We start from the raw sequence: 16,859 nt of genomic DNA, 5'->3' as shown, positions 1-16,859 counted from the left end.
GCTCGTACCTACCTTTGAAAGAGAAAACAGATTACAGCAGAAACAGAAGATATAACAGTGTTATTTTTTACACAAGTAAGGAAAAGTAAAGAGTAGAAAGTGTAAAGAAAAAGAGATTTAAAAAGGATTAAAAACAGTTGTTTTTAGCTCTAAGTTTGTTAAAACTGTGTTAATTATTGTCTTAGTGTAGAGAGATGTAAAAAATCTTTACTAATTTTGCGCCCAAAATAAATCACTAACGATGTTTTTTACAGAGAAGATGAATAATTTAATAGCGAAAATGGCTTATAGGATTATTTTTGTGGTAGCATTTTTATTTGCTGTAAACCACCTGAATGCGCAAAGTACTCCCAAAGTGGGAATTACTCAATTAATAGGCTGTGGTACAGGTAATAATGTTAATAAGGCAGAGGTAGCTGTAAGTGTAGACGAAAGTCTATCGGGTTACCAATATAATTTTGGAGGAGGCTGGGTAAATACCAATAAAGCTTGGCTTACAGCAGGGAATTATACTGTTCAAGTAAAAAAAGGAACTGAGTATTATCATACGTTATCTATTACAGTACCTACTAAGGCTACTGCACCTACCTATAATTCTAAAATTATTTATAACTGTAATGGAACAGGAAATGTAACCCTTACCAACGACCAGCCTACTTATCAGCATAGTTATACTTATAAAGGAGTTACGAAAACAGACCCACATTTTTCAAATCTTACCACTGGAGTTCATAGTATTTCAGTAACTTATACAGTACCTCCTACTACCAAAGCTATTATCTTCTATGATGATTTTGGAAAGAAAACAGGAAACGTTAAATCTGTAAAAAGTCCCTATGTAAACCAAAATATTTATTTTGACCCGATGAATGGGGCAAAACAAGTAAGACCAGATGGGGCTACACGTAATAAAACTGTAGCGGATTCTTACTATGCCATTGGTAATAGAAAAGATATGATGGATGATGGAACGTGGCCTTATAGTCATTTATGGGTACTACCTAATGATAAAGATGGAGATGCTAATGGTAGGTTTCTATGGTATAATGTAGACCTTACTCAAACATCACCTGGAGAAACAAAAACGGTTTATAAACGCAAAGTAAAAGTAACTCCTGGACTTCCTATAGAGTTTTCAGCTTATGTATACAATCCTATCAATAATGCAGAACTTCCCAATGGATATAAACCTGATGTACATTTAAAAATCTTTCGTTCAGAAGCTGATTTTAAATCAAATACTCCTATGTCTTCTGGTAAAAAAACTATAGAAAAAGAGAAAGGAGGAAATCTTAACAATTGGACACATATGAGAATAACTGCTAATGCAGGAGATTCTGATAGTGAACTTATTTTTGTTATATATATGGATGGTGGCGGAAATGACCTTTGTGTAGACAATATTTTAGTAACACAAACCTCTAAGAGTTGCCCTTTTACTCAGATAGTTCCTATAACTATAGAGGCAAATCCTAATCCCCCTACTATCACTACTCAACCGGTAGCTTCTGTCGTTTATTGTAAAAATACAACTATCGCCAACGCTCTTAATATAAATGCTACCACTACTACCGGTACTCTTTCTTATAGATGGTTTGAAAATACTACAAATAGTACTACGGGTGGCAATCAGGTAGCAACTACTCAAACCTATAAACCACAAACTACAGTGGCGGGTATCAAGTATTATTATGCAGTGGTAAGTAATGGTTGTAGTGTAGCTACAAGTACCGTAGCTAAAGTAGAAGTGCTTACTCCTCCCGAAGTTACTCAAATCATAGCAACTCCTCCGGCGTTCAAGCAAGGAGAAAGTGCTTCAGTAGTATTTACAATTAAAGGTACACCTAATGCGCAAGTAACCTACAATATCAATGGTACAGGTACACAGGTGGTAACGCTCAACTCAAGTGGTACCTATACGTTGCCTTCTCGCACCGTAAACCAAACAACCATTCTCAATGTTACCAAAGTAAAATTAGGCGCTTGCGAGCAAAACTATACCGACAAGAGTGGGGGTATATTAGCGACTACTGCTAAATGTACTACTAAACCTGCTCCTCAGTTCCCTACCACTCCTCCTAACGGACGAACAGCAGTAATGAATGGCGTTACGGTAACACGTACCTATTCAAACCCCTCAGCAAATACTTTAGTATATGGCAATACTGATATGGGAACCTATTGTAGTGGTAGTACTTATCATAATTATACGATTATACATACAAACTCTACCTTTAGTCCTAAAGTGATTTATACTTTTAGCCAACCTATTACTAATGCTGAAATATGGCTAATGATAATGGGTAGTCCTTCAACTGTGAATGATAAAGTAAAACTTTCAACTAACAATGGTACACCTACTTTTACTAAAGTGTACGACTGTGCCGAAGGGAAAGGACAAGCAGGAGCTACTTTAAGTAATGGAATAGTTACTTCGCAGGATCGTATTATAACTGATGTGGCAGTGCGCGTAACCTCTAATACTCCTTTTACTGAATTAATAGTAGAAGATATCAATGGTACTAACTCTTCAGGAGTATTAGTAGAACTTTGTCCTGCTTCTATCACTCCTGCCGAGACTATTAGTATCACTACACAACCGCAAAGCCAAACTATTTGTGCTGATAAGATGGCTACTTTCACCTCTAAAGCTCAATTGAAAGATGCTACAGGTAATATTCAGTACAAATGGCAACAAAAGTCTGATAACGGAACTAATTGGACAGATATAGCTTCTTCTGAGGGAATTATCGTAAGTGGAGGAACTGCCTCTTTAACAATAGCTGGAACTACTAACTATAAATATAGAGTAGTGTATAGTTACCAGTTTGCACAAGGCATCGTGGTTACAGCTACTTCTCAAGAAGCAACGCTTACCAAATTGCCTTCTGTAACCTTACCTAATCTCATTACCGGTAGCAAAACTCTCTGCCCAACAGCAACTAACAATACAGTATCGTTTGCTAACTATGTAACTGTCCCTACGGGTACTACCTTGCTTTGGTACACTGCCCCTACAGCTACTGTTTCAAGCACTACGGCACCTGTTATCAATACTCACGTAACCACTCGCACTACCCAAACGGCTTATGTACGCGCTCTTAGCACTGCGGGCTGTACTAGTGGTATCGTAACCGTTACCTTAACAGTAGACGATACTACTGCTCCTACTTTCACAGCACCTATTCCTTTAAATATAGTGTGCAACTCAACTACGGCTACTACGGCTATCAGCAATTGGCTCGGTACAGCTACCGCCACCGATACTTGTGGTGCGATAGCTACTATTACAAATAACTATAATGCTCCTGCTGACCTTTGTACAGTACCAGGCGGTATTATTACAGTTACCTTTGTAGCCAAAGACACTTTTGGTAACACAAAAACAGGTACTTCTACTATTCATTTAGGAGTAACTCCTTTAGTAGTACAAGACGATACCTTTAACATACCTGATGGTTTAACAACTCAAACCACAATCAGTGTACTTGACAACGATAGTTTAGGAGGTACTAAACCAACGGCTGGAAATGGTGGTACGGTAACTATTACCAATGTAGTGCCTGCTACTCCTATCAACGGTGGTAATGTTCCTGTCTTGAATCCTGAAAATGGAGTGGTAACAATCCCTGCTAAAACACCTGCAGGTACTTATACCATCACTTATAAAGAGTGCGAAGCGCTTAATCCAAATAGTAACTGTAAAACAGCTACTGCGGTAATTAAGGTGGGTACACCAACCATTACGGTAGTCCCTGATCCAATGACCGTAACACCAAGCACCACCACTCAAACTATTCCAAGTATCTTAAATAACGATAAGATAGGTGGTACTGTAACACCAACGGCTGGACCTGGTGGTAATGTAACTATGACGGTTAACAACCCAAGTAATCCTGGCAACAAACCTACACTCGACCCTAATACCGGTAAGGTAACCATTCCAGGTAATACCCCAGCAGGTAATTATACCATTACCTACAGCTATTGTGAGGTCTTGAACCCTACTAACTGTACCGGTACGCAAACCTTGGTAGTAACAGTAGGGGCTGCAACTCTTACAGTAGTCGACGATACCTTTAACATACCTAACGGTTTAGCTACTCAAACTACCACCAGCGTTTTGGCTAACGATAGCCTAAACGGTCATACACCAACAGCTGGAAATGGTGGTACAGTAACCATTACCAATGTAGTACCCGCTGCTCCTATCAACGGTGGTAATGTTCCTGTCTTGAATCCAGAAAACGGAGTGGTAACAATCCCTGCTAAAACACCTGCAGGTACTTATACCATTACTTATAAAGAGTGCGAAACGCTTAATCCAAATAGTAACTGTCAGACAGCTACTGCGGTAATTAAGGTGGGTACACCAACCATTACGGTAGTCCCTGACCCAATGACCGTAACACCAAGCACCACCACTCAAACTATTCCAAGTATCTTAAATAACGATAAGATAGGTGGTACAGTAACGCCAACTGCTGGACCTGGTGGTAATGTAACTATGACAGTTAACAACCCAAGCAATCCTGGCAACAAACCCACACTCGACCCCAACACCGGTAAGGTAACCATTCCAGGTAATACTCCAGCAGGTAACTATACCATTACTTACAGCTATTGTGAGGTCTTGAACCCTACTAACTGTACCGGTACGCAAACCTTGGTGGTAACAGTAGGGGCTGCAACTCTTACAGTAGTCGACGATACCTTTAACATACCTAACGGTTTAGCTACTCAAACTACCACCAGCGTTTTGGCTAACGATAGTTTAGGTGGCAATACACCAACGGCTGGAAATGGTGGTACGGTAACCATTACCAATGTAGTACCCGCTGCTCCTATCAACGGTGGTAATGTTCCTGTCTTGAATCCAGAAAACGGAGTGGTAACAATCCCTGCCAATACACCTGCAGGTACTTATACCATCACTTATAAAGAGTGCGAAGCGCTTAATCCAAATAGTAACTGTAAAACAGCTACTGCGGTAATTAAGGTGGGTACACCAACCATTACGGTAGTCCCTGACCCAATGACCGTAACACCAAGCACCACCACTCAAACCACCCCAAGTATCTTAAACAACGATAAGATAGGTGGTACAGTAACACCAACGGCTGGACCTGGTGGTAATGTAACTATGACAGTTAACAACCCAAGCAATCCTGGCAACAAACCTACTCTCGACCCTAATACCGGAGAGGTAACCATTCCAGGTAATACCCCAGCAGGTACTTATACCATTACTTACAGCTATTGTGAGGTCTTGAACCCTACTAACTGTACCGGTACGCAAACCTTGGTGGTAACAGTAGGCGCTGCAACTCTTACTGTACAAGACGATACCTTTACAGTACCTGATGGTTTAACTACTCAAACCACAATCAGTGTACTTGACAACGATAGTTTAGGAGGCACTAAACCAACAGCTGGAAATGGTGGCACGGTAACTATTACCAATGTAGTACCTGCTACTCCTATCAACGGTGGTAATGTTCCTGTCTTGAATCCAGAAAACGGAGTGGTAACAATCCCTGCCAATACACCTGCAGGTACTTATACCATTACTTATAAAGAGTGCGAAGCGCTTAATCCAAATAGTAACTGTCAAACAGCTACTGCGGTAATTAAGGTGGGTACACCAACCATTACAGTAGTCCCTGACCCAATGACCGTAACACCAAGCACCACCACTCAAACTATCCCAAGTATCTTAAATAACGATAAGATAGGTGGTACAGTAACACCAACGGCTGGACCTGGTGGTAATGTAACTATGACGGTTAACAACCCTAATACTCCTGGTAACAAACCTACTCTCGACCCCAACACCGGTAAGGTAACCATTCCAGGTAATACTCCAGCTGGTACTTATACCATTACTTACAGCTATTGTGAGGTCTTGAACCCTACTAACTGTACTGGTACCCAAACCTTGGTAGTAACAGTAGGTGCTGCAACTCTTACTGTACAAGACGATACCTTTAATATACCTAACGGTTTAGCTACTCAAACTACTACTAGCGTTCTAGCTAACGATAGTTTAGGTGGCAATACGCCAACGGCTGGAAATGGTGGTACGGTAACTATTACCAATGTAGTACCTGCTACTCCTATCAACGGTGGTAATGTTCCTGTCTTGAATCCAGAAAACGGAGTGGTAACAATCCCTGCCAATACACCTGCAGGTACTTATACCATTACTTATAAAGAGTGCGAAGCGCTTAATCCAAATAGTAACTGTCAAACAGCTACTGCGGTAATTAAGGTGGGTACACCAACCATTACAGTAGTCCCTGACCCAATGACCGTAACACCAAGCACCACCACTCAAACTATTCCAAGTATCTTAAATAACGATAAGATAGGTGGTACAGTAACACCAACGGCTGGACCTGGTGGTAATGTAACTATGACAGTTAACAACCCAAGTAATCCTGGCAACAAACCTACACTCGACCCTAATACCGGTAAGGTAACCATTCCAGGTAATACTCCAGCTGGTACTTATACCATTACTTACAGCTATTGTGAGGTCTTGAACCCTACTAACTGTACCGGTACGCAAACCTTGGTGGTAACAGTAGGTGCTGCAACTCTTACTGTACAAGACGATACCTTTAACATACCTAACGGATTAGCTACTCAAACTACTACTAGCGTTCTGGCTAACGATAGTTTAGGTGGCAATACACCAACAGCTGGGCCTGGTGGTACGGTAACTATTACCAATGTAGTACCTGCTACTCCTATCAACGGTGGTAATGTTCCTGTCTTGAATCCAGAAAACGGAGTGGTAACAATCCCTGCTAATACACCTGCAGGTACTTATACCATCACTTATAAAGAGTGCGAAGCGCTTAATCCAAATAGTAACTGTCAGACAGCTACTGCAGTGATAAAGGTAGGTACACCAACCATTACGGTAGTCCCTGACCCAATGACCGTAACACCAAGCACTACCACTCAAACTATTCCAAGTATCTTAAACAACGATAAGATAGGTGGTACAGTAACACCAACGGCTGGACCTGGTGGTAATGTAACTATGACAGTTAACAACCCAAGTAATCCTGGCAACAAACCTACACTCGACCCTAATACCGGTAAGGTAACCATTCCAGGTAATACTCCAGCTGGTACTTATACCATTACTTACAGCTATTGTGAGGTCTTGAACCCTACTAACTGTACTGGTACTCAAACCTTGGTAGTAACAGTAGGGGCTGCAACTCTTACAGTAGTCGACGATACCTTTAACATACCTAACGGTTTAGCTACTCAAACTACCACCAGCGTTTTGGCTAACGATAGCCTAAACGGTCATACACCAACAGCTGGAAATGGTGGTACAGTAACCATTACCAATGTAGTACCCGCTGCTCCTATCAACGGTGGTAATGTTCCTGTCTTGAATCCAGAAAACGGAGTGGTAACAATCCCTGCCAATACACCTGCAGGTACTTATACCATCACTTATAAAGAGTGCGAAGCGCTTAATCCAAATAGTAACTGTAAAACAGCTACTGCGGTAATTAAGGTGGGTACACCAACCATTACGGTAGTCCCTGACCCAATGACCGTAACACCAAGCACCACCACTCAAACCACCCCAAGTATCTTAAACAACGATAAGATAGGTGGTACAGTAACACCAACGGCTGGACCTGGTGGTAATGTAACTATGACAGTTAACAACCCAAGCAATCCTGGCAACAAACCCACACTCGACCCCAACACCGGTAAGGTAACCATTCCAGGTAATACTCCAGCAGGTAACTATACCATTACTTACAGCTATTGTGAGGTCTTGAACCCTACTAACTGTACCGGTACGCAAACCTTGGTAGTAACAGTAGTGGGAACAGCAACACCTACACCTACTCCGGTAGCGGTAGACGATAGGGTTTCTACAGCGTTAAATACTCCTGTAAATATTGCCGTGTTAGCGAACGATACCCTCAACGGAGCAACCACTCCTAATGTAGTAACCCAACCTGCAAACGGTACAGTAGTTGTAGATGCCGATAATACGGTAGAATACAGACCTCACACAGGCTTTGTAGGAACCGATACTTTTGTGTACGAAATCTGTAACTCGGCAGGCTGTAGCAGTGCTACTGTAACGGTTGATATAGTGAACAAGCTCATACCTTACAACGGTATGTCAGTAAATGGCGACGGTAAAAACGACCACTTCCATATTGGTGGTATAGAAAACTATCCGAACAATGTGGTACGTATCTACAACCGTTGGGGCGTAAAAGTATTTGAGGTAAGTGGCTACGACAACGTAACCCGCGTGTTTAGAGGTATCTCCGACGGTCGTGTGACAGTAGAAGCTGCCGATAAACTCCCACAAGGTACTTACTATTATGTGATTGAATACTACGATCAGAATAATAATAAACAATCTGAAGTAGGCTGGTTATATATCAAAAAATAGTACTTTTATAATAAACTAAAAAGGGCTGTCCAGAAACTCTCTGGCAGTCCTTTTTGTTTTTAAGCCTATTTCCTCATTTTCTTTACCTTTAACTCCCCAAACTTCTATTACTCTTCTTCTCCCTACCCGACCTTACTTTTTTCTTTCCTCTCTCTTTTCCGTCATATTCCCCCCTAGTGCCTATGGCCTAAGGCCTAGTGCCTTTTCCCTTTCTTTCGCCTCGAAACCCCGTTTTTAACATTTTTAGCGCTGTTGTATTATATTATGAATCAATTATTTATATACCCTTTCTATACCAATCTTCCAAGATTCGTATAAGCTTCCTATAAGCTCTCTATAAGCTAACCCCACCCTTCTCATAGCCTTTTTTCATCAAATTTCCTCTTGACCCTCTTCCGTTCTTCTCCGTTTCCTTCCGATAGCTCAAATGTATCACTTTTGCGGTATACACTTTGCCAAAGTTAATCGCCCGTCGTGCTACGACTGCCTGTGCGGCTCGCACCTCATTTGCTAATTTTCTACCTCCGTGTGCCTCACACTTCTTATTGCTAATTAAAAAATGTTTCGTACCTTTGTCGCCATAAAAGTATATAACCAATGAAAAAAACATTATTATTAGCCATAGGTCTTACACTTATCTTTCTTTCTTGTAAAAAAGACAACAATGATGAAACCACCCTCGGCGGTGCTTTTCCTAAAACAATAGTAGAGGAAACTATTGGTAGTATAGGCACTGTTAAAACCACTGAAACCTATACGTTAAGTGGTAATAAAATTACTGCTTTTCAAAGAAAAGTAGTCGATAACGGTACCCCCACTACTGATGAAGTCTATACCATCACTTATAACGGCGAGTTGATAACTGCTATCAGTATTAAAAGCAATTCTCAAAGCAACAGAAACTATACCTATAACTTTACTTATAACGGAAATCACTTACAATCTATCATTCGTAGTGATAATGTTCAAAAAATTACTTATGAATATCTTAATAACAAAGTAGCGAGTAAAACAACGGTTGATGGAACTGAAACAAAAAAATATAGTTATACTTATGATAAAAACAAAATAACAATGATAGCTCATAGCTCGTTCGCTGGTTTTAACGACTATTATATTTATTCCCTCAATCCTGATGGTACAGTAGCTTCTCTTGAAAAAGCAACTTATGTAGGTGCAGTTCCTGACCAAAATACCAAAGGCACTTGTACTTACCGATACGATAATAAACCGAATATCTATCAGCGAGACCTCTTTAAATATTTAGCTGAAATAGAGTTGATAAGTAACTACAACTACTATGGCGATTATTACAGAGACCCTCTTATAAGAACCGCCGCTCACAATGTAGTTTCTTATACTAAAAACCTCCATAATAACACCCAAGCTGACTATAAAGATTTAGAGAATGCCACTCGTACTTTTAGCTATCAATGGAATAGCAACAATACTCCTAAGTCCGCTGAATATAAGAAAAACAACGCTCATAAAGCTACCTATACCTATACTTATTAGAAAAGCTAATCGCTGATGTTTATAGATTACCTCCTCTCGGCAGTGCTTATGCTTATCACCTTTGCGATAGGCAGTTCGTTGCGCTTCACCGATTTCGAAAACATATTCAAAAAATCAAAGCCCTTGTACTTAGGGCTTTTCTTGCAGATGGTCTTCTTGCCTATCTGTGCTTTTATCATTGCCGAGTTTTCTAATTTACCCCCTGCCGAAAAAGTAGGGCTCATCATCGTATCAATATGTCCTGGGGGTACTACCTCCAATTTCATTAGTTATCTCATCAAAGCCGATACCGCTTTGGCAGTAGCCCTTACCGCTATCAATAGCTTGCTCATACTGTTTACCATTCCGGTGTTGTCTAATTGGGCAGTAGCTGTTTTTATGGGGGGTCATACCGAAGTGTCGCTCCCTATATTTAATATGGTATGGGAAGTAGCCAAAATCATTATAATACCAGCTTTGTTGGGCTTATTCTTCAACCGATTTTTCCCTAACACCTCGCTTAAAATGCGTTTTCTTTTAAAGGTAACCAATACCATATTGTTAGGAATTGTATTCTTTATCAAGTTTTTCGGCGATGAACAATCAGGAGGAAGTGGTATTTCAGTAGATGAAATAATCCGACTCTTGCCTGCTACGCTTCTAATGCACCTCAGCGCGATGACACTTAGTTATTTTATCGCTCTGAAATCTTTTAAATTACCGGGCGTACAAGCAACGACTATCAGTATAGAAGTAGGTCTACAAAACACTGCTTTGGCAATATTGGTAGCTGGTACGCTTATGGGCAATACCGATATGACCAAACCCGCCCTTGTGTATGCTATATTCTCCTTTTTCACCACTTTTATCTTTGCCCTTATCACCATCAGAATTAGAAGATAACAACAATTAATAATTGACATTAACAATTAAAAAGCGCGATGTTTACTATTTAAACATCGCGCTTTTTTATCTTTTATTCACATACCCAGCTGTGAGCCCTCGCTGGCTTTACCTTTTATCTTTTACCTTTTATCTTTTACCTTTTACCTTATTAAATCTTGCTCGCCAACAAATAAATCACTGCCATTCGTATAGCTACCCCATTTTCTACTTGTTGTAAAATAATCGATTGGGAGCTATCAGCAACTTCGCTGGTAATTTCTACCCCTCGATTGATAGGTCCTGGGTGCATAATCACTATTTCTTTGTCAAGGCTATCCAATAGCTCTTTGGTGAGTCCGTATTGTTGTACATATTCACGGGTAGAAGGAAAATAACTGATGTCGAGTCGCTCATTTTGTATACGCAACATATTAGCCACATCACACCAGTTCAAAGCCTTGCGCAAATTGGTTTCTACCTTCACGTCCAATTTATGAATGTATTTAGGAATAAGTGTTTGAGGTCCGCATAGCATCACTTCAGCTCCTTGCTTGTGGAGTGCAAAGATGTTCGAAAGTGCCACGCGCGAGTGTAGTATATCCCCCACTATCACTACTTTTTTACCTGCTACATCTCCCAAGCGTTCGCGTATAGAATATGAGTCTAAAAGAGCTTGTGTAGGGTGTTCGTGAGCTCCATCGCCAGCGTTTACAATGGAGGCTTTCACGTGTTGTGAGAGGAAGACTCCCGCACCTGGGTTCGGGTGACGCATCACTACCATATCCACTTTCATCGAGAGGATATTGTTCACGGTATCTACTAAGGTTTCCCCTTTGGCTACCGATGATTGAGAAGCCGAAAAGTTAATCACATCGGCAGAAAGACGTTTTTCTGCCAATTCAAAGGAAAGACGAGTGCGCGTACTATTCTCGAAGAAGAGGTTGGCAATAGTAATATCGCGCAACGAAGGCACTTTTTTAATAGGACGGTTAATAACCTCCTTGAAGTGGTCAGCTGTTTCAAATATTAACTGTATATCCTTTTCGGTGATATACTTAATGCCCAACAGGTGATTAACGCTCAATGCACTCATTTCTTTTTCTTTTAAGTGGTTGTGCAAAAGTACAAAATAATTGTAAACTACGAGTTACGATTGAAGATTTTTTTAGCTGTTAGGCGTTAGCAGTCAAAATAGAAATTAACTAATTGTCTACTCCGATAATCCCAAATCCTCCATTGCCATTTCCTCGTCGTCGTGAGTATCTTCTGTCTTTTTAGCAACTATTTTCTCCATTCTGCGGTCATTGAGATGATATTTTGCAAATAGAGCGTCTAAATCATCTAAAAAAGATTTAGTAATCGCCACCTTTAGATTACCATTTTCCATATTTAGGTGAATATTTTCATTGTGATGGTGCACAACAAAGTAAATAGACTGTTTTCCTTTGTGCTTTTGTAGTAAATCTTTGTATTTTGCAATCAAATCTTGGTTAATCTCCTCTATATTCATATGCAAAGTAAGTTTTTTAGAGAGGGTTTCCATCACATCTTGCAACTGCATCATCTGTAAAAACTGTATTCGAGGTTCGCCTCTTTGGTTGGTTTCCCTATTAAGAAATCCTTCTACCACCTTAAATTTGATATACAAAAACGCCCCTGGTACCATATATTTCTGATAGTTCAAATAATCATCTCCAAAGAGTTTAAACTCGTAAGAGCCGTCGTAATCCTCAAGAGTAAAAAAGCCGTAACCTTTTCCGTTCTTAGCCGTACGATGTTGCAGGTCAGCTACCATACCCGCTACTGTAAGTTCACGGTTAATAAAAGGTTGTAAGTCTTGCAATTCCGATAGATTGATATTGCAAAAGTTTTGTAACTCGTGCTTAAAATCGTCGAGCGGGTGCCCTGAGATATAGATACCTACCACCTCCTTCTCACGGCGCAACTGCTCGAGGTTACCCCACGTTTCACATTTAGGCACAGCAGGTTCAGGGATATCTACTTCACTCTCACCACCAAACAGACTCATTTGGGCGGAGTTCTTGCTCTCTTGGTATTTAGTACCAAAGCGAATAGCTTTTTCGAGAAAGGGAACGCCGTCAGCTTCAGCGTGGAAGTATTGTGCGCGGTGTACATTAGTGAACGAATCAAAACCTCCTGCCAAAGCGATACTTTCAAAAGCTTTCTTGTTGATACTCTTATAATCTACGCGTTTTGCCAAATCGAAAATAGAGGTATAAGGACGTTCTTGGCGTTGTTCTACAATGGTATCGACAGCTGCTTTTCCTACCCCTTTCACAGCCCCCATACCGAAACGTATATCACCGTTTTTATTTACGGTAAATTTATACAACGATTCATTCACATCAGGAGGTAACACCCTGATACCCATTCGGTGACACTCTTCTAAGAAGAAAGTAATCGTTTTGATATCATTCATATTGTTAGAGAGTACCGCTGCCATATACTCGGCGGGGTAATTGGCTTTGAGGTAAGCCGTTTGGTAACCCACCCAAGCATAGCAGGTGGAGTGCGATTTATTGAATGCATAAGCGGCAAACTTCTCCCAGTCTGCCCATATCTTTTCGAGTTTTTGGGTATCGTGACCTTTTTCAGAGGCTTGGGTAATGAACTTAGGCTTCATCTTGGCTAGTACGGCTATTTGTTTCTTACCCATCGCCTTACGGAGCACGTCGGCTTCACCTTTGGTAAAACCTGCCAATTTCTGCGATAGCAACATCACCTGCTCTTGATATACGGTAATCCCATAAGTCTCCTTGAGGTATTCCTCCATATCGGGGAGGTCATACTCAATAGGCTCAATACCGTGTTTCCGCTTGATAAAGCTAGGTATATATTCCAATGGGCCTGGACGATAAAGAGCATTCATCGCGATAAGGTCGGCAAAGACCGTAGGTTTAAGCTCTCGCATATATTTCTGCATACCGGTGGACTCGTATTGGAAAATCCCGACCGTTTCACCGCGCTGGAAGAGTTCGTAAGTCTTTTTATCGTCAAGCGGAAAAGCCTCTGCATCGAGCTCTATATTATGCGTTTGTTTGATATTTTCAATAGTATCTTTGATAAGTGTGAGGGTACTGAGCCCCAAGAAGTCCATTTTCAGCAACCCTGCGCTCTCTACTACCGAGTTATCGAACTGAGTCACAAATAAGTCGGAGTCTTTGGCTAAAGCTACGGGCACAAAGTTGGTGATATCGTCGGGGGTAATAATCACCCCACAAGCGTGGATACCCGTGTTGCGCACTGAACCTTCAATAATATTTGCCTGCTGAATGGTTTGGGTACTCTCCTCCTCCCCTTCTCCTGCCAAAAGGCGTTTCAGTTCGTCTACTTTTGGCAGTTCTTCACTACGCACTTTTTCTTTGAGGGTTTTATCGTCCCAACCGAACATCTTCCCTAAAGATGACACTCCATTAGGCACTAAGCCCGCTAATCTATTTGACTCTTGTAGAGGTACATCCAGCACACGAGCCGTATCTTTGATAGCCGATTTGGCAGCCATTTTACCATAGGTGATAATCCGTGCGACCTGACTCTCGCCATACTTATCAATCACATAGTTGATGACATCTTGGCGACCAGAGTCCTCGAAGTCGATATCGATATCGGGCATAGACACACGGTCGGGGTTGAGGAAACGCTCAAAGAGGAGATCATACTTAATAGGATCCATATTGGTAATATCCAAACAGAACGCCACTGCCGAACCCGCTGCCGAACCCCTTCCAGGTCCTACTGATACGTTCATACGTCGCGCTGCTGCGATAAAGTCTTGTACAATAAGGAAGTAACCTGGGTAACCCGTTTTTTCAATAATAGAAAGCTCAAAATCCAAACGCTCCCGCACTTCATCAGTAATTTCGGGGTATTTGCGTTTAGCCCCTTCATAAGTAAGATGACGCAAATAGTTGTTTTCACCTTTCTTACCTGTGGGATCATCACTTACTTGAAATTCCTCGGGAATATCAAACTTAGGCAACAGAATATCACGCGACAATCCGTAAGGTTCTACCTTGTCGATAATTTCTTGAATATTGAGAATTGCTTCGGGTATATCCTTAAAGAGCGTCTTCATTTCGGCGGTAGTTTTGAAATAATACTCATTGTTAGGCATCCCAAAACGATAGCCACGACCGCGCCCAATAGGTGTTTTTTGTTTTTCGCCATCCTTCACACACAACAAAATATCGTGCGCATTGGCGTCTTTTTATGTAGATAGAAGGTATTGTTAGTAGCAATGAGCTTCACTCCATATTTTCTAGAGAACTCTACAAGGGTTTCGTTTACGCGATTTTCATCTTCTTGGTTGTGGCGCATCACCTCTAAATAGAAATCCTCTCCGAACTGCTCTTTCCACCACAAAAGCGCCTCTTCCGCCTGCTTAGTACCGATGTTCAGTATTTTTGAAGGTACTTCACCATTCATACCTCCAGAAAGCACTATCAAATCGCTTTTGTACTGCTCTACAATTGCTTTGTCGATACGAGGTACATAGTAAAACCCTTTGGTAGAAGCAATAGAAGCCATCTTGGTAAGATTGTGATAGCCCTGTTTGTTTTTAGCTAAAATCACCACTTGGTAGCCGTTGTCTTGTCGGCTTCTATCCAAGTGATTTTCGCAGATATTGAACTCACAACCTATAATAGGCTTGATGAGTGTTTCGGTAGGGGTTTCGCCCTTTTCTTCAGCCTCTTTGTTTTTAGCTTCCGCCTCTTTGTTATGTCCTTGTACGGCTTGCACAAAGTGGAAGGCAGCCATCATATTGCCGCTATCGGTAAGAGCCACGGCAGGCATCTTCTCTTTGGCAGTAATTTTTACGAGGTCTTTTATAGACGTAGTAGATTGTAATATAGAGTGTTGTGTATGGTTGTGCAGGTGAGCAAACACCGCATTTTCTAACAATGAAGCATCGACGTGAGGTTCGGTAGTTTGTGCAGTGCTACTGCTTTTTCGCAAGGCATCGGAAGCCTCTTTGAGGTTCACGTGCTTGAGTCCGATAAGAGCTATAGGTGAGGTGTGATGCCCTTGAAATTCTTTGATATAGTCGCTACTGAAAGTACCTTCTTGGAAGCCTTCACCACGACGTATCAATTCAAAGAAACAGCGTGTAGTTGCTTCCACGTCGGCAGTGGCATTGTGCGCCTCAGCAAAGGGTACGCCAAAGAGGAAAGAGTGCAACTCGGTGAGGGTGGGCAACTTATAACGACCTCCTTTTCCGCCAGCTATCTGACAGAGGTTGGCAGTTGCCTCAGTACAAGTATCGATTACAGGCATTTGCGTAAGCGGACTCTCCACCCCATAGCGGTAAAACTCAGCCCCCATAATATTGATATCAAAGCCGATGTTTTGTCCCACCACATATTGCGCCTTGCTAAGCGCCTCGTTGAACGCTTTGAACACCTCAGCGATAGGCACTCCTTGTGCTTCTGCTAATTGGGTAGAAATACCGTGTACTTTTTCAGCATCATAAGGCACATCGAAGCCATCGGGCTTTATCAAAAAGTCCTGATGTTCTATGAGTGCGCCCCACTGGTCGTGCAATTGCCAAGCAATCTGCACGGCACGAGGCCAGTTGTCACTATCAGTAAGGGGGGCATCCCAGCGGCGGGGTAAACCCGTGGTTTCAGTATCGAATATTAAATACATTTTTAGGTAAAGCCAGCGTTAGCTGGATATGTATGTAAGAGTTTTATTGAGATTTAAAGTGAGAGGGCAAAGATACAAAACAATTCACAATTAGCAATTAACCATTGATAATTTTAACACGACGTCAATTCCACCATCAAGTACAATTTTTTAGTTGCCTTTTAATAGAATAAGTCTTTTAGTTTTTTAAAGTTTAATACTTTTCTTAGCCTCAGATTTATCTTGGCTTCACTTGCCCGTTATATCGTATAAGGCTTGTATAAGCTAACCGTAATATCCAAATCCACCAATCTACTAATAATTTATCTGTGTGACTTACAATGTTTTCTCTTCGCTCAAACCCCTTTTTACTTTACACTATTAA

The 16,859-nt window shown here is 41.2% G+C and carries 5 protein-coding genes and 1 pseudogene; 3 read left to right on the top strand and 3 right to left on the bottom strand.

Annotation, left to right across the window (positions count from 1 at the left end; translation table 11 throughout):
• Positions 1-241: 241 nt before the first annotated feature.
• Positions 242-8,449 (top strand): gliding motility-associated C-terminal domain-containing protein, encoded by an 8,208-nt coding sequence (locus tag C3V44_RS10840; RefSeq protein ID WP_106096466.1) that lies wholly within the window; start codon positions 242-244, stop codon positions 8,447-8,449.
• Positions 8,450-8,783: 334 nt separating this feature from the next.
• Here the strand turns inward: C3V44_RS10840 and C3V44_RS12075 are convergent, their stop codons facing one another.
• The gene (locus C3V44_RS12075; protein WP_164996589.1) at positions 8,784-9,047 is read right to left on the bottom strand and encodes a hypothetical protein; all 264 of its coding nucleotides are present in this window, start codon (positions 9,045-9,047) and stop codon (positions 8,784-8,786) included.
• On the opposite strand from C3V44_RS12075, the gene C3V44_RS10835 reads away from it, so the two are divergent.
• Both C3V44_RS10835 and C3V44_RS10830 read left to right on the top strand, forming a co-directional pair.
• Positions 9,047-9,964, top strand: coding sequence for a hypothetical protein (locus C3V44_RS10835; protein WP_106096465.1), 918 nt, complete (start codon positions 9,047-9,049; stop codon positions 9,962-9,964). The genes C3V44_RS12075 and C3V44_RS10835 overlap by 1 nt on opposite strands.
• Positions 9,965-9,979: 15 nt before the next feature.
• Positions 9,980-10,846, top strand: a complete 867-nt coding sequence (locus C3V44_RS10830; RefSeq protein ID WP_106096464.1) for a bile acid:sodium symporter family protein — start codon at positions 9,980-9,982, stop codon at positions 10,844-10,846.
• 151 nt (positions 10,847-10,997) lie between these two features.
• Here C3V44_RS10830 and C3V44_RS10825 read toward each other — a convergent pair whose 3' ends face one another.
• Together C3V44_RS10825 and dnaE are read right to left on the bottom strand one after the other, a co-directional pair.
• A complete protein-coding gene (locus C3V44_RS10825; protein ID WP_009410853.1) occupies positions 10,998-11,921 on the bottom strand; it encodes an aspartate carbamoyltransferase catalytic subunit in 924 nt (307 codons plus the stop codon).
• Between the two features lie 117 nt (positions 11,922-12,038).
• Positions 12,039-16,495, bottom strand: a pseudogene (dnaE, locus tag C3V44_RS10820) (DNA polymerase III subunit alpha).
• Between the last annotated feature and the right edge of the window lie 364 nt (positions 16,496-16,859).

It is taken from the genome of Capnocytophaga sp. oral taxon 864, from assembly GCF_002998835.1.
GTDB classification, from domain to species: domain Bacteria; phylum Bacteroidota; class Bacteroidia; order Flavobacteriales; family Flavobacteriaceae; genus Capnocytophaga; species Capnocytophaga ochracea.
Note: the sequence above shows the minus strand (reverse complement) of the source record. Positions and strands in the feature narration are given on the sequence as shown.